We start from the raw sequence: 15,684 nt of genomic DNA, 5'->3' as shown, positions 1-15,684 counted from the left end.
AGGAGGAGAAAGTATGATTGATGCAAAACTTGTTAAGGAATTAAGAGATAGAACAGGTGCTGGAATGATGGATTGTAAAAAGGCACTTGAAGAAGCAAATGGAGATATGGAACAAGCTATTGAAATTTTAAGAAAGAAAGGTATTGCAAAGGCAGCAAAAAAAGCTTCAAGAGAAACTGGTGATGGAATTATCGCAGCTTACGTTCACTTTAACAAAAGAATTGGTGTCTTAGTTGAATTAAATTGTGAAACAGATTTTGTTGCAAGAACAGAAGACTTCCAAGAATTAGGTAACAAAATTGCAATGCACATTGCAGCAATGTCACCAAGGTGGGTAAGAAGAGAAGATGTCCCACAAGAAGTTATTGAAAAAGAAAAAGAAATCTATAGGGACCAATTAAAAGATTCTGGAAAACCAGAACATGTTATAGAAAAAATTGTAGAAGGAAAATTAAACAAATTCTTTGAAGAAAATTGTTTGTATGAACAAAAATTTGCATTTGATGAAGATAAGACAGTTGAAGAATTAATTAAAGAATCTATTGCAAAGATAGGAGAAAACATCAGAGTTTCAAGATTTGTAAAATATACAGTTGGTGAGTAAATTCAATTAATTATGATTTTTCGAAAATTAACTAACATATTCATCTAAATATTGTAAAAACCCCATCCTTAGTTATCTAGGATGGGGTTTTTGTTTGCAATTTCCGTTTTTTTAAACTTTAAACATTTTTACCTGTTCAACTAGATTATTTGCTAAAGCAGTTAATTCTTGAGAAGATGCAGTTATATCTTGGCTTGCGTTTGCGAGTAATTTAACAGCTTCCATCATTTCTTCTATCTGTTGTGCTATCATTAAAATTGATTGAGACGACATATCCATTGCACTGCTTATTTCTTGTGCTGCTGCTCCCTGTTCTTGGGAACTTGCTGCTAAACTTTCTATTTCTGTTGACATGTTTGTTACTTCGTCTGTAATCTTATCAAATTGTTTTACTACTGTTTCTGATTGTGTACTAATATTTTCAACTAGCTTGACGACATCTTTAGTTGCTTCATTTGCATTAATTGCACCTTGTCCTATATCTCCTAATATTTGTTCTATTTGGTTTGTTGCTGCTTTACTTTCTTCAGCAAGTTTTCTTATTTCATCTGCAACTACTGCAAATCCTTTTCCTGCTTCACCTGCTCTTGCTGCTTCTATAGCAGCATTTAAAGCAAGCAAGTTTGTTTGCTCTGCTATTGAATTGATTGTTTCAAGTATTTGTCCTATATTCTTTGCTTGTTCATTCAAATTGTCAACTATATTAGCAGTTTGTTCTCCTCTTTCTTTTGCTTGTTTTATCATTTCAACAATTTTCTTTATTGCTGAATCACCTTCTTGCACTGCCAAACTTACATGATTTGATCTTTCGCTAATTTGCTGGGCAGCTTTAGATACTGTTTGAGCACCTGCAGCAACTTCTTCAACACCACTTGTTACTTCCTGTATCGATGCTGATATATTTTGTGCAGCTTTATTAACTTCTTCCATTTGCGAAGACATTTCCTCCGATGATGCGCTTAATTCTTGAGCAGTGCTCGATAAGTTCTCTGATGAATCGTTAACTTCTACTGATGCTTCATTAATTTTTCTTATTGCTTTTCTTAATGATTCAACAACATTATTAAGTGCACGCCCCATTTGCGCTATTTCGTCTTTTCCGTTAACACTAAATTCGATTGTCAAATCACCTTCTCCAAGTTTAAGTACTTTTTCTGAGAAAACTTTTAGTGGTTTGGAAATGATAGTTGCTAATCTAAAAATTAAAATTACTGCTAAAATAATAAAAATACCAAAAGATGTTAGGATTATTTTCAATAGTCTATTACTTTCTTCCATTAATTCTTTTTCAGGAATCATAATACCTAAAGCCCATCCTTTAACAGCTTCTATAGGGGTATAATAAGTGTAATGTTTTTCACCAGAAGAATCTTTAACGTTAAAGAAACCTTCTACCCCAGAAAGAATCTTTGAAGATTGTTTTTCAAGTTCTGAAAGTCCCCATTTTGAAGCTTCCTTTATGTTCATTTTCATTAAATATTGCCGGCTTGTATCACCTATTATTAATCCCGAAGAATCACTAGCCCAGGCAATTGTTGATTTAGTTAATAAAAGGCTTTCAAGTATTTTATTAAAATATTTTAACTTTACTGTAGCGCCAAACAAGCCTATTGTTTTATTATTTTCATCTTTTACTGCCGAAGCAATGACAAACACATTTTGATTAGTTAATTTAGATACAAAAGCGTCGCTAATAACAATATCTTCACCTTGAGCTATAATCTTTTTAAAGTAATCTCTGTCAGAAATATTGACAGAGACATCAAGTGTAGTTATAGAATTACCATCAGGGAAAGCAATAAAGAACATATCAAGATAGGGCCTATCAGCGATTTGAGATTTTAATTTTCTTTCAAAAAGGTCATGCCAATCACCGGTTTTCAATACATTTATTACATCATCTTGTTCGGCAAAGGTTTTTATTTGTGCAACAAGACCATTAATTTGTTCACTAAAAGTTTTAGCAGTGTTATATAGTAACTTAGTAGTTGCATTTTCTGTAGTTTTTACAGAACTTGACTTTACTTGAGAATAAATTATAATTCCCATTCCTATCAATGCTACAATCGATGGTATTAAAATGAAAACTAACATTTTTCCACGAAGCGTTTTCATTCTATCCACCTCCTTTAAATTCAGTATACAAAAGTGCTGTTAAAAGTATTATTTGGATAAATTCAGATAATTACCACGACTTATAGAAGTTCAGGTTCAACACCAGCGCACGGTTCCACAAAGTTCTTGCCCTACTAAAACTATTAAATCATATTTTGATAAATTCTTAAGTGTCTACAGTTTAATTTCCAATAATATCTAATATCGCAATATAATATTGTATAATAAAAGAGCTATTCATTCGATTAATAAAAAATTAGTATGTTCTACTTTTCTATTATTTCTTATCTCAAATATTTCTTATTACAAAGTCTAATAATTCTTTTGTCTTTGCTTCATTATAGTAGATGAAATCTCTTTTTCTTGTTTTTAAGCTCTGTAATTAACAGTGTTTCAAAAAGTCTTTTTATTTTCTTACTTTTAATAATCTTTTCAATCAATAGTGTGTTTTTTTTAGAAAGAAGATTATTTATTTAAGATGTAGAGTGTAATGATTGGATATTAGTTAAATACATAAGAGTTAAAATTATAGAAAAGATGTGAACAGTAAGGTATATTATTAGTTGTGGTAGTCTTAGATTTATTGAGTAACTTCAGATATATTAAGACAAATAATATAAGCTATGTTTTCTTGTTTTATGTTATTTTTTGCTTCAAAGATAATTTTAGCGGATGTAGCATTTTTTTATATTCTAATTTAATCTATTTTTTACTTTGGTCAGGGTCTAGATTTTAGTATTTTATATATATATTATATAATAGTGTTGTTTTTTTTAGTTACTATTTTATGAAAATTAATCAAAAGGGGATGATATAATGAAAAAATTACTTTTTTTAATACTTTTACTTACTTTTATATCAACATTTGGGAATGTTACTTTAAAAATTGGTGTGTATGATAATTACCCACTTTGTTATCAAGAAAATGGAAAAGTAAAAGGAGTTTATGTAAATATTTTGAATTACATAGCAAAGAAAGAAAATTGGAGTATTCAATACGTTTATAGTAGCTGGCCAAATCTTTATTCTAAGTTAATATCTGGCGAAATTGATGCTTTAGTGGCCATAGCATATACTCCTGAAAGATCTAGAATGTTTGAATTTAACAATGTTTCTGTATTTTCAAACTGGGGTGTTATTGTTTCATATTATCCTCTTAAAGATCTTTATCAACTTTCGAATTATAAAATTGCATTGGTAAAAGATGATATTTATGCTTTGAAATTTCTTGAAATATCAAATTCTTTTTCTTTGAAATTCAAAATTATTTGGACTAATTCTTACGAAGAAATACTAAAATTAATAAATGATAAAAAGGTTGATGCAGGGGTTGTTTCTAGACTATCTTCTATAATTTATTCAGAAAAATATTCATATATTGAAAGTCCTTTTGTTTTTGGTAATGTTGAATTAAAATTAGCATTTAATAAAAATATCCCAAACCTTACTCTAATCATTTCAACAATTGATAAATATCTTTTAAAATTAAAAGATAATCCTAAATCTTTATATTGGAAATTGTATGACAAATATTTTACAAAAAGATTTTTACCAACTTGGGTAAAAATTATCTTATTTTATGTTCTTCCCGCTTTACTAGCATTAATCTTTATTTCTTTGCTTGTTTTACGGAAATTAAGAAGGATTGTCCAGATTCGGACAAATGAACTTATGATCAAGAACCAAAAATTAAGAAAGCTTTATAAAGATTTAGTAAAGGCACATTCAAATCTAAACGAAGTTTTGTTACTTGTTTCTGATGTTATTAAAACCGAAAAAGATCAAGAAGGATATCTCAAAAATGTTTTTGAACTTTCTTTTAAGTTGATTCCTAAAGCAAGGTATGGTTCTTTGATGTTATTAAAAAACAATTATGTACATTTTCTAGCAGCAAGGGGGCACCTTTTAGATTTTCTAAATCAGTTAAAAATAAGTAAAGAATATTTACTTTTTACAAAAGATACACATATCATTGATTATGAGCAGATATATAACTTTATTAAGAATAAAATGCCTAAAGATTTACTTGAAAAGTTTTTAAAAGCATCTAAAAAATTTAAACAGGCCATTTTTTCTCCAATAATAGTTAATGACAAATTAATTGGAAATATTTCAATTGAGATTCCAGAAAATAGTTCCAAAAATTTTGATTCAAACGATGTTCAAATCCTCACTAGTTTTTCAAAAATTATCTCGGCCTTTCTAACAATTAAAGAACATGCTAAACTTCAAGGGTTATTCCTGAAAAATTTAATAATGTCACTAATTAAAATAGTAGAATTTTATGATCCATATACTAAAGGTCATTCTGAAAGAGTCGCATACTATGCTTCAAAAATAGCTGAGAAAATGGGACTAGAGAGAAATAGAATAAAAGAAATATATTGGGCGGGAATAATGCATGATATGGGTAAAATTTTTATACCACCTGAAATATTAAATAAACCTTCAAAGTTAACAGCAGAGCAATTTGAACTAATAAAGCAACATCCGGTTAAAGCTTATGAAATTTTAAAGGACTTAGAGTATATGGGAAATATTCCTTTGATTGTTAAACAACATCATGAAAGATGGGATGGAACTGGATATCCAGATGGATTAAAAGGCGAAGAAATTTTACTTGAAGCAAGAATTTTGGCTGTTGCAGATACATTTGATGCAATGACTACAGATAGACCATATAGAAAAAGGATGACTATAAGAGAAGCAATTAATGAGATTACCCGGAATGCGGGAAAACAATTTGATTCGGAGATAGTTAGAGTTTTTACCGAAATGGTTTCAAGTAGTAATATTATTTTAAAAGATAATTTAGATGTAAGTTAAAACTGGGAATGAGGAATAAAAAGCTGTGAAAAATAATGTAATTTATACGATACTTTTAATCATTTATCTGTTTCATCCATTGCCTATTTATAATTCACGCTCTCCTAATTGTTAGCACATATATGCAATCTGTCCTTCTAACTTCTTCTTATTCATCCTATTCGTCTTAATTGCTGTTTTGTTCTTTCTATTAACCTAACTGCTAACAATAACTAAAAATGTGTTAAAAAGTTTTTTAGTTTCTTACTTTCTTTATTGACAATCTTTTCAATCGTTTACCTAGAAGGTAGATTATTTATTTTTGTTCTTCTATCAATAAAATTAGAATATAACCTTTTTAAATGTATGCTCCGAATGTTTTTTTAGACTTGTGACAGTATTAAGTATTTTGTTAAGTAGTTCTTGCAGAGAAGAGATACTAAACAAATATTGTCGATCTACACTTTCTTTTTAACAGGTGTAGCCTTTTTTTAATTTTTTTTATTTTGGCCTGAGTCATTCTGTTTGTGTTAATAGGCCTGAAAAAATAAAGTTAACATATAGTAAATATTAATTTTCTAAAATTTGGAAAATAAATATTTTGAATTATTATTATTTTGTAGCATGCAAATTATTTTTGAAATAAAAATGTTTAAGATAATTATCATATATTTTTAAAAGATGAAATGAAATAAATTCATTGTTTTAAATAGATTTAAATTAATATTGACATTTTATATATTGTTATATATAATATACGTGTCATTTTAAGTGAAAGAAAAATAGGGGAGAGAATGTATGATTGATATGCAACTATTTATGACGAAAGATGGGGATATATGTAGTGTTGAGGGGTGGTGGCATCCTGAAAATAAAGTGATTTGCAATTACATTTACATACAACAACCTGATGGAGATGTAGAGATAGAAAAGAGAAAATATGTAAAAGTAATACGTAAGAAAGATGGAAGTTGGCGCAGCTTTGAAGAACAGTTAGAGTATATTAAAAAATTGGGAAGAAAACATACAAAAGCGTATTTTGTTGAACATAAAATGTTGGTTGATAAAAGTAATATAGAAAAATTTTATGATCCATTTTACACGTTTGAGAAATTTTCTAAAAATTATCCTCAAGAGTTTTTCTATTTAGAAGAATTTTTAAAATTATTAGGTGTCTCAAAAGAGGAATACAGTGGAATAGGAATGGTTGGATCATATCAGGTAGGACTTAGAAAATAAAAGAGTGATATAGATGTTTTATTTAGATTTAATTTGAAAAGAAATATGGAAATATTTGAAAAGATTATAGGCTTATCATCTAAAAAGGGTATGGAAGTTTTTGATAGAGGAAAGAAAACTCCTTTAAGAGCATACTTTAGGAATAAAATATTTTGTTGCCATTTTGCATATGAAAATACTGAGGACATTCCTAAGATATTTTCGATAGATTATAGGAATTTAGGAGCAGTAAATTATAAAGTTGAAATTATAGATAATACCCATTCAATATATACACCTACGATTGTTTTAGGAAGAATATTAAATACAGGTGAAAAAATGAAGATAGTAATATATCACGGAGGAAATAAGGGAGAATATAGTGTTGGTGACATTTTAATTGTAAAAGGTGAATTGATAGAAAATAATTTGGGAAAGTTTTTAAATGCAAAAAATGTTGAAAAGTTAAAAGATTAAGGGATGAGAGAATGGGGGGCATCAAGGTAATTTTAGTAAGATTTGGAATAAAGTTTGGATAGGTAATAATACATATTCTGATGAAAAGGTGAGAGACTATGTTTCAAGATTAAAAGTTAAACAGATAGTAGAATACATAAAGAGAGAATTTAAAATAAGTAATGTTGGAACTATTGCCGAAATTGGTTGTGGTGATGGAAGAATTTTAAAATTAGTAGGGAGAGATTTAAACAGTAAAGAACTTATTGGTATAGATATTTCAGAAAAGGCAATTTATAAGGCAAGGAAAATGTTTGGAAATCAAATGTTACTAAAGCTTGGTAGTGCAGTAAATGTACCAATAGAAGATAATTATTGTGATTTAGTATTGTCATTGGGAGTTATTGAGCATTATAGATTAAAAGAAGACTTAGAAAAATCTGTAAAAGAAATTTATAGAATTTTGAAACCAGGAGGTATAGCGGTGATAATGGTTCCAAATAGAATATCTTTTGGAGTTATTGATAGGATTATTCAACAAATTTTTGGAAAATGGGATTATGGTTATCAAAAAGAGCTAACTCCAAAACAGTTAGAGAAGATAATTAAAAAGAGTGGATTTTCGGTTATTAAGTATAAAATTACCAATCTTATTATAGTTCCTGGAGTTAAGAAAAATTTTAAGTTTCGTGTAATTAGAACATTTGATACTTTTTTAAAAAAGATTGTAAATGATTGTGGATTTTATCTGTATACATATTCTAAAAAATAACATGAAAAATAAAGTTGAGGTGGAAAAATGATTTATGCAATTCTTTCAGCAGTATTGATGGGTAGTACGGCTATTTTTAACAAATTTGCATTAAGAGACTTTGATCCAATGTTTGCCACAGTAATCAACTCGTTGTTAGCAGGTATTTTTTCATTATTTTTTCTAAAAAAGTTTCAGAAAATAAATGTGTATGTTATTTTCGTAGGGTTGTTTAATGCAGTAGGATTACTTTTTATGTTTATAGGCCTTTCAAAGCTTGATCCTGGTATAGCAATGGTTCTTGGAACGTCATATTATATCTTTACATCTCTATATTCTGTCCTTTTATTCAAAGAAAAAATTTCTATGAGTGTATTTTTTCAGATAGCGATTAATATTTTTGGAATAATTTTAATTATTATGCCTTCTTATAAAGTTGAGAATCTAAATCTTGTTGGTGGTATATTTTCTATATGTTCGGCTCTATTTTTTGCAACCAGTAATTCAGTTGCAAAGTTATCAAAGATTCAGGCAGATTTTTTAGTTTTTGCAAATAATATTATAACTTTCTTAGTTATTAGCATTCTTTATTTTTCTATATATGGAACTAGCTCTCTTTCATTCAACTTACGTGGTTTTATTTTTCTGACCATAGCTTCATTTATAGGTTCATTTTTGGGATTATATTTTTTCTACAAGAGTTTGAGTAAAATAGGTTTTTCAATTGCAAATATAGTAAGGACTTTAAACCCAATTACTTCATTGCTGCTTTCAAGGTTATTCTTTCCAAACGTAATAACAACAAGACAGTGGATAGGTATAATAATTGTTATTTTTTCAATATACAGATTAAATATTTTAATTAATAGATCAAAAGTTGAATTGAAGAAAGCATAATTAAATAACTCCCCTACCTAAAAAGGCAGGGGAGCTTAGAAAATAAATTTTTAATTACTGAATAGCCTTTAATGCAACAGTATTTAAGAAGTTCCAAGGTTTGTTAAAGTGGGGTTGGAAGAAAAAGTCTGAAAATGCAATATCAACTAAAGTCATATTATTTGAAATAGCAAGTGAAAGAGTATTTATACTTTCTGCTACATTAGCTTTAGACATTATCTGACCGCCAAGGATTCTTTTAGTTTTATCGTCATATACGATTTTTATGTATACTTTTTCATACTCAGGCATAAACTCTGGTCTGTTATTTTCTATTGTAAATATAGTTTTCACATCTAAATTTCTTTCTTCTGCAAACTGTTGACTTAACCCAGTAGTAAAGACGTTATATGAATACACTTTAACACCGGAAGTTCCTTGTGTTCCCTTGTATTCTACCGTAGCATCGAATAAATTGTATGCAGCTATTGTCCCCATCCTAACAGCATTTGTTGCAAGTGGAATATACTCATATGAATTAGTAGGTGTAAACCAAACAGCTGCACTATCTCCTACGGCAAATAAATCATTTTCAGAAGTATGAAGATACTTGTCGACTTTAATTGCTCCGTTTTCTAGCATTTCTACTTTTCCTTTAAAAAGTTCTGTATTAGGCTTGAATCCTATTGCAAGCACTACCATATCTGCATTATATTCACCTTTGTCGGTGATAATTTTACTTACATGGTTGTTTTCACCTTTAAATTCTACAACTTTTTCTCCAAGGATAAGTTCAACACCGTTATTTTTTAATTCTGTTTCTAAAATATCTGTAAATTCTCTATCAAGGTATCTTGATAGAATTCTATCTTTTATATCAAAGAGCATAACTTCTTTTCCGTTTTCTTTAAAAGCTTCAGCAAGTTCAACGCCAATATATCCTGCACCAATAACGGCAATTCTTTTAGCATTTTTTGAATGATTAATTATATCTTGTGCGTGGTAAAAGTTTTTTGAAAGTTTAATTCCTTCAAGATCAATTCCGGGAATATTCGGAATGATTGGCCATGAACCAGAAGATATCAATAACTTGTCGTAAGTATCTTTGAAAGTCTCACCGGTTTCAAGATTCTTAACAAGAACCCATTTTTCCTTTGTGTTAATATCAATTACTTCATGTTTCATCTTTGGATTTGCTCCCATTTCTGATAATTGTTTTGGAGAAGAATAGAAAAGTTTTTCAGGGTCTTTCACCACGCCACCAACGTGGAGTGCAATTCCACATGAGAGAAACGATATTGTGTCATTTTTCTCATATATTGTAATGTCTGCTTTGTCTCCATATAATTTTTTTGCAGTTACGGTAAACGCAGTTCCAGCATGTGTACAACCTATAACTATTACTTTCATATTTTTTCAGCCTCCTTAATTTGAGAATAATTTAACTTTTAGATTTCATCTATAATTATACTTAGTTTATACTAATTTGTCAAGTAAAAAATAAGAGGGAAATTTTTCCCCTCTTATTTTTTCTAATTATCCTTATTGTAAAAGCTTTTTTGCTTCTTCAAGTTTTGGAATTTTTCCGGAAATAACTATTTTTCCATCGATTGCAACCGCGGGTGTTGCAGCAACTCCGCGAGAGATAATCTCGTTGATATCTTGTACTTTTTCAATAGTTGCATCGATATTAAGTTCTTCTACTGCCATTTTCATTATTTTTTCGGTTTGTTTGCATCTTGGACATCCACTTCCTAAAATTTCAATCTTTTTTGCCATATTTTCCCCTCCCCTCATATTCTTCCGTATATTAAACCAAATATTGTTGAAAATATCACAACCAAGGTAAAGTATGTAAATGCCTTTTTCTTTCCAAAAAGTCTTGTTATAACGATCATGCTTGGAAGGCTCAAAGAATTTCCAGCCATAAGAAGTGCAAGTGTTGGTCCTTTTGCCATTCCAAGTTCTCTTAAAGCCTGAACAATTGGGACTTCAGTAAGTGTTGCAAAATACATAAACATTCCAATAACTGATGCGAAAAGATTTGAAAGTATTCCATTACTTCCTAGTATTTTTGTAACCACTTCTTGAGGAAGAAGTTTTGTTATTATTCCTGCTAAAAATACCCCAACAAAAAGATAAGGTAAAATCTTTTTTGCAAAATCCCAAGATTCTTCAAGCCAGCTTTTTGTAGTATCTCTTTTAAATGAAAATACTGCCATTAAAAATACAATAATTGATATGACAAACATTGTTGTATATTTAACTGCTGGATTAATTTTTAATCCACCAATTATTAAGAATGCAAGTTGTAGCAAGAAAAATACAAGTACTTTTAGACCATTTTCACTTTTTTCCTCTGTTGTAATAAAACCACCTTCACCTTTTTCTTGAAATAATAATTCCATTATCAAACCAATCAGTATAGCAGCAGTTACAGTTGCTATTAATCTTGCCAAACCTAGATCCCAACCAAGAACTCTAGCTGTCAAAAATATTGCGGCTATATTTATTGCAGGTCCAGCAAAAAGAAACGTGGTTGCTGGTCCAATTCCTGCACCTTTTTTATATATCCCTCCAAAAAGAGGAAGAATGGTACAAGAGCATACTGCAAGTATTCCACCACTTACTGCTGCAATGGGGTAAGAAATAATTCTCTTTGCAGTTGGTCCTAAAAGTTTTAGTACAGCATCTTTTTTGAGCATGACACTTATAGTTCCAGCAATAAAAAATGCCGGTACAAGACAAAGCAATACATGCTCTCTTGCATATTCTTGCAGCATTTGAAATCCATTTAATATACTATCTTGAACGATAGAAGCATTAAATGGAACAAAGTAAAATGTTAAAAAGATTGTTAAAATAATCACAAACTCCTTCACAAAAAATCATCCTTTCTATAATAGTCAGTAATTTCAATAATTAGTATATAATAAAGTGCTTATATTGTCAATAAAAAAATTATTTTAAAGCGCTAAGAATAGCTTTGACAAGCTCGTTATCTTGCAATTTGTAGATTACCATGTTTCCATTTCTTTCATCTTTGATTAATTTTAAATTTCTTAAGATAGAAAGATGTTGTGAAAGATTTGGTTGGCTCGTATTTATTTTAGATAATAATTCACAAACACAATGTTCTTTTTCACTTAGTAGGTATAATATCTTAAGTCTAATTGGATGTCCAAGTGCCTTTAAAATGCTTGCAGCTTCTTCGAATTTTTCCACTTTTCCACTCCTTTTTTTGTAAATTCTTTTTTATTATAACTAATTTTTACTAATATTGTCAATTATTTTTACATATGTTAAAATAATTAGTAATCCTAACTAAGGAGGAATTATATGGGAATATATAAAAAAATATTTGCAATAGCACTTCCCATTGCATTACAACAATTTTTATCTACTGGTGTCAATTTTGTTGATACCTTAATGATTGGAAAACTTGGTGAAGTTGCAATTGCAAGTGTGGGACTTTCAAATCAATTTTTCTTTCTATACAATCTTATATTATTCGGACTTATATCAGGCGGTTCCATCTTTTTTTCACAATTTTGGGGGAAGAAAGATATAGATGGAATAGCAAAATCATCCGCAGTAACAAGCACTACTGCCTTACTTTTTTCTGCGGTATTTTTTACTCTTTCTTTTTTCTTTCCACAAATTGTTATGAGGTTTTTTAGTCCTGACCCACTTGTAATTAAGGAAGGAATTATTTATTTAAAAATTATCTCTTTTTCTTTTCCAATATTTGCTTTGAGTATGGTCTTTTCTTTTGTTTTAAGAAGTGTAGAAAAGGCTCATATTCCTATGTATGTAACGATAGTAGAATTATCAACGAATGTATTTTTAAATTATAGTTTAATATTTGGAAAGTTTGGTTTTCCAAAACTTGGTATTTTAGGAGCAGCTATAGCAACCCTTATCGCAAGGATAGTTGGACTTGCTAGTTTAATTTTGATTATAAAGATAAAAAATCTTCCAGGTTTTTTTACACTCAAACATGTTGAGATGATTGATAAGAAATTCTTAAAGAACTTTTTCCATTACACATTACCAACAATTGCTAATGAATTTGCTTGGTCTTTTGGTATGACAATGTATTCTGTTATATACGCTCATATGAGCACTCAAACGATAGCGGCAAGAAATATAATGGGAACCATTGAAGGATTTGCATATTCCTTTACATTTTCTATTGCATCAGCTGCATCCGTTATTGTTGGAAATTATCTTGGTGCGTCTAGATTCAAAGAAGCTTTTGATGTTTCAAAAAAGGTAATAAAGCTTTCACAGATTGTAGCAATTATTTCTGGTACTTTAACTGTTATTCTTTCCTACTACATAGTAAACTTTTTTGATGTTTCTGATGAAGTAAAAATACTTGTTAGAGTAACTATAACAATTTCCATGGCCTTTATACCAATCAAGGTCTTTAATGGTTTAAACATTGTTGGTTTTTTAAGAGCAGGTGGTGATACAAGATACTCTTTTATGGTCGAAGCAGGAACATTATGGCTTCTTGGAGTTCCTCTTGCTGCATTTTCAGGCCTTATTTTAAAATTTTCATTTCCAATTGTTTATCTTTTTACAATGAGCGATGAAATAACAAAGGCAATTATTCTTTATTCGAGATATCACAGTAAAAAATGGGTAAAAAATGTTGTTGAAAAGTTATAGAGCTTTTTCAAGTTCTTCGATTTGTTTTTTAAACTCTTCGATCTCATGCATTGTATTAAATATCTTCTCTTCTAATTTATTTTTTTGATTTACAAGCTTTTCTGCTTTTACATAATCAGAATTAACATTTAAGAGCTCTTCTTCAACACTTTCAAGTTCTTTTATTAATTTTTCTTCTTCTTCTCTTTTCTTTTTCAATTGTTCTTTTAGGCTTTTTAATTTGTTCTTCAGTTTCTTTTTCTCTTCAAATTCTATATTTTCTTTCTTTTTTCTTTCTTTTTCTTCAGTTGGAACGTATTCACTAAGGTCATATATTTCTTTTAGTATTCCATTTTCTAATACAAAAAATTTGTTACACACGTTCTTTATGAGCTCTTCATCGTGCGAAACAAGTATAATGCTTCCTTTAAATTCTTTTAAAGCGTTTTCGAGAGCCTCTAGCGTGTCTAGATCCATATGATTTGTAGGTTCATCAAGCACTAAAAGATTTGGCTTTCTAAGGAGAACCTTTGCAAGTGCAAGGATTTGTCTTTCACCACCACTAAGGTTGTGTACTTCTTTAAATACCTCTTCTCCCTTGAAACCGAATCTTCCAGCGTACGCCCGTATTACATAATCTGGTTCAAATTCCATTTCATTTGATATTTCTTCAAACACAGTACTTTCATCATCTAGTTCTTCTACAAATTGATCAAGAAATTCTACTCTTACATTGTATCCAAATTCAACTGTTCCTGAGCCATTTTTATCTCCTTTAATTAATCTTAGGATAGTACTTTTTCCAGAACCGTTTTTACCAAGCAGAGCCATTTTATCTCCCGAATGGATTGTAAAGCTTACATCTTTTAGGATATCCAAGAATTTTAAATGTTTTACGGTTAAAACTACGTGACCTGGCATTTCAGGAGTTGGAAGGGATATTTTTTTATCAAATTCTTCTTTGTTGAAAGTTACTTCAGATTCAAGCTCTTCAAGCATCTTTTGTAGCATTTTTTCTTTACTTTTTGCTTGTTTTATGAATTTTTCTCTTCCCCATTTTCTGTATCTTTCAATTATCTTTTTTAACCTTTCAATTTCCTTTTGCTTGTTCTTCATTGTTCTTTGTTGGTGGAGTATAAGTCTTTCTCTTTCGACGAGGTAATTGTCAAATTTCATTTTAAAATCCCATATTTTTTCGTTGTTTATTTCTAAAAATCTTTCACATGTATCTCTTAAAAAACTTCTATCGTGTGAGATTATAATGTAACCTCCGTTAAAGTTTTTTAGGAGGTTTTTAAGAAATCTTATTCCTAAAATATCAAGATAATTTGTTGGTTCGTCTAGTAGAATAAAGTCTGCATCTTCAATGAAAAGCCTTCCAATTTGAAGCCTTGTTCTCTCTCCACCACTAAAAGTGGAGATATCTCTGTACCAATCTTCTTCTTCAAATCCCAAACCCTTGAGTATGCTTCTAACTAGTCTTTCTTTTTCTGGAGTGTTAGCTACTTTCATATAGTATTCGTATGGAGTTTTTTCGTCAAATGTTCTAAATTGGTCAAGATACAAAATTTTACCGGAAGTGATTATCTTTCCTGTGTAGTCGTTAAAAATACCAGCTATTGCCTTTAATAGTGTTGTTTTTCCTGAACCATTTTTACCAATTAGTGCAACCCTTTCCTTATCGGATATATTTAAATTAACATCCGACAACAGAGTTTTTCCTGGAAATGAAATTGTGAGATTATTTAGAATGATCAAAGCAAAATCACCTCGTGCTGATTTTTTTTGTTAGTTTGAAACATTCTATTGAAATTAATATAGCAAAAAGATGCCACAAAATTACAAAGATTGTTATGAAAAATAAATGTATACCGTTTAACTTTGCATCTTCGTGGGCAAGTCCGGTAAGATAAGCATATATATTGGCAGCTAAGAAGTTAGAAATAGATAGTGAAAGGTATATAGCTAGCTTTTTGTACTCAAAGAATGCTTTTTTATCTATAATTTGCAAAGTAATAATGCCTAAGGAAGCAAGGATTGTAAATAAAATTAATTCTGCGGGCATCATAAAATCGTATAAGAATTTACCTTTGTTTAATAAGACAATTATTGTTAGCAATACAGGGATGGCCACTGGAAAAGTTGAAACGATCGAAAATAAGTAACTTAAAAATTTAAAAATATTACTTTTTTTCATAGTTTT

14 protein-coding genes are annotated in these 15,684 nt (G+C 29.5%); 7 read left to right on the top strand and 7 right to left on the bottom strand.

Features of this window, described 5'->3' with window-relative positions:
* Positions 1 to 13 precede the first annotated feature (13 nt).
* On the top strand, positions 14 to 604 hold the full coding sequence (gene tsf / locus HNP65_RS06900; RefSeq protein WP_012579917.1) for a translation elongation factor Ts: 591 nt from the start codon (positions 14 to 16) through the stop codon (positions 602 to 604).
* Between the two features lie 111 nt (positions 605 to 715).
* On the opposite strand, the gene HNP65_RS06895 is transcribed toward tsf, so the two are convergent.
* Positions 716 to 2,719 (bottom strand): methyl-accepting chemotaxis protein, encoded by a 2,004-nt coding sequence (locus tag HNP65_RS06895; RefSeq protein ID WP_184619545.1) that lies wholly within the window; start codon positions 2,717 to 2,719, stop codon positions 716 to 718.
* A gap of 816 nt (positions 2,720 to 3,535) precedes the next feature.
* On the opposite strand from HNP65_RS06895, the gene HNP65_RS06890 reads away from it, so the two are divergent.
* The 5 genes from HNP65_RS06890 to HNP65_RS06875 all read left to right on the top strand — a co-directional run bounded on the left by HNP65_RS06890 (position 3,536) and on the right by HNP65_RS06875 (position 8,846).
* Positions 3,536 to 5,545 (top strand): HD domain-containing phosphohydrolase, encoded by a 2,010-nt coding sequence (locus tag HNP65_RS06890; protein WP_184619544.1) that lies wholly within the window; start codon positions 3,536 to 3,538, stop codon positions 5,543 to 5,545.
* Positions 5,546 to 6,322: 777 nt separating this feature from the next.
* Entirely contained in the window at positions 6,323 to 6,763 is a 441-nt protein-coding gene (locus HNP65_RS09820) for a hypothetical protein (protein WP_246348216.1), read from the top strand.
* 33 nt (positions 6,764 to 6,796) lie between these two features.
* Positions 6,797 to 7,219: a hypothetical protein gene (locus tag HNP65_RS09815; RefSeq protein ID WP_246348215.1), complete on the top strand. Its 423-nt coding sequence runs from the start codon at positions 6,797 to 6,799 to the stop codon at positions 7,217 to 7,219.
* A gap of 88 nt (positions 7,220 to 7,307) precedes the next feature.
* On the top strand, positions 7,308 to 7,970 hold the full coding sequence (locus tag HNP65_RS06880) for a class I SAM-dependent methyltransferase (RefSeq protein ID WP_343043470.1): 663 nt from the start codon (positions 7,308 to 7,310) through the stop codon (positions 7,968 to 7,970).
* Between the two features lie 27 nt (positions 7,971 to 7,997).
* The gene (locus HNP65_RS06875; RefSeq protein WP_184619543.1) at positions 7,998 to 8,846 is read left to right on the top strand and encodes a DMT family transporter; all 849 of its coding nucleotides are present in this window, start codon (positions 7,998 to 8,000) and stop codon (positions 8,844 to 8,846) included.
* 54 nt (positions 8,847 to 8,900) lie between these two features.
* On the opposite strand, the gene HNP65_RS06870 is transcribed toward HNP65_RS06875, so the two are convergent.
* The 4 genes from HNP65_RS06870 to HNP65_RS06855 form a co-directional block, all read right to left on the bottom strand.
* The gene (locus tag HNP65_RS06870) at positions 8,901 to 10,235 is read right to left on the bottom strand and encodes an FAD-dependent oxidoreductase (protein ID WP_184619542.1); all 1,335 of its coding nucleotides are present in this window, start codon (positions 10,233 to 10,235) and stop codon (positions 8,901 to 8,903) included.
* A 132-nt stretch (positions 10,236 to 10,367) separates the two neighbouring features.
* A complete protein-coding gene (locus HNP65_RS06865; RefSeq protein ID WP_184619541.1) occupies positions 10,368 to 10,604 on the bottom strand; it encodes a thioredoxin family protein in 237 nt (78 codons plus the stop codon).
* Between the two features lie 14 nt (positions 10,605 to 10,618).
* A complete protein-coding gene (locus tag HNP65_RS06860) occupies positions 10,619 to 11,707 on the bottom strand; it encodes a permease (RefSeq protein ID WP_184619540.1) in 1,089 nt (362 codons plus the stop codon).
* 79 nt (positions 11,708 to 11,786) lie between these two features.
* Positions 11,787 to 12,050 (bottom strand): ArsR/SmtB family transcription factor, encoded by a 264-nt coding sequence (locus HNP65_RS06855; protein ID WP_126993157.1) that lies wholly within the window; start codon positions 12,048 to 12,050, stop codon positions 11,787 to 11,789.
* 114 nt (positions 12,051 to 12,164) lie between these two features.
* On the opposite strand from HNP65_RS06855, the gene HNP65_RS06850 reads away from it, so the two are divergent.
* Positions 12,165 to 13,502, top strand: a complete 1,338-nt coding sequence (locus HNP65_RS06850) for an MATE family efflux transporter (protein WP_184619539.1) — start codon at positions 12,165 to 12,167, stop codon at positions 13,500 to 13,502.
* Here HNP65_RS06850 and abc-f read toward each other — a convergent pair.
* On the bottom strand, positions 13,497 to 15,239 hold the full coding sequence (abc-f, locus tag HNP65_RS06845) for a ribosomal protection-like ABC-F family protein (RefSeq protein ID WP_184619538.1): 1,743 nt from the start codon (positions 15,237 to 15,239) through the stop codon (positions 13,497 to 13,499). The two genes, HNP65_RS06850 and abc-f, sit on opposite strands and share 6 nt — an antisense overlap.
* A 7-nt stretch (positions 15,240 to 15,246) precedes the next feature.
* Positions 15,247 to 15,678 (bottom strand): hypothetical protein, encoded by a 432-nt coding sequence (locus tag HNP65_RS06840; protein ID WP_184619537.1) that lies wholly within the window; start codon positions 15,676 to 15,678, stop codon positions 15,247 to 15,249.
* Positions 15,679 to 15,684 lie beyond the last annotated feature (6 nt).

Source organism: Thermosipho japonicus (assembly GCF_014201655.1).
GTDB lineage: Bacteria > Thermotogota > Thermotogae > Thermotogales > Fervidobacteriaceae > Thermosipho > Thermosipho japonicus.
The sequence above is the reverse complement of the archived record's forward strand: the minus strand, read 5'-3'. Positions and strand labels throughout refer to the sequence as shown.

Coding starts and splice junctions, on each gene's coding strand:
- HNP65_RS06850 (WP_184619539.1), top strand. CDS start 12,165: ATGGGAATATATAAAAAAATATTTGCAATAGCACTTCCCATTGCATTA.
- tsf (WP_012579917.1), top strand. CDS start 14: ATGATTGATGCAAAACTTGTTAAGGAATTAAGAGATAGAACAGGTGCT.
- HNP65_RS06865 (WP_184619541.1), bottom strand. CDS start 10,604: ATGGCAAAAAAGATTGAAATTTTAGGAAGTGGATGTCCAAGATGCAAA.
- HNP65_RS06890 (WP_184619544.1), top strand. CDS start 3,536: ATGAAAAAATTACTTTTTTTAATACTTTTACTTACTTTTATATCAACA.
- HNP65_RS09820 (WP_246348216.1), top strand. CDS start 6,323: ATGATTGATATGCAACTATTTATGACGAAAGATGGGGATATATGTAGT.
- HNP65_RS06875 (WP_184619543.1), top strand. CDS start 7,998: ATGATTTATGCAATTCTTTCAGCAGTATTGATGGGTAGTACGGCTATT.
- HNP65_RS06895 (WP_184619545.1), bottom strand. CDS start 2,719: ATGAAAACGCTTCGTGGAAAAATGTTAGTTTTCATTTTAATACCATCG.
- HNP65_RS06840 (WP_184619537.1), bottom strand. CDS start 15,678: ATGAAAAAAAGTAATATTTTTAAATTTTTAAGTTACTTATTTTCGATC.
- HNP65_RS06870 (WP_184619542.1), bottom strand. CDS start 10,235: ATGAAAGTAATAGTTATAGGTTGTACACATGCTGGAACTGCGTTTACC.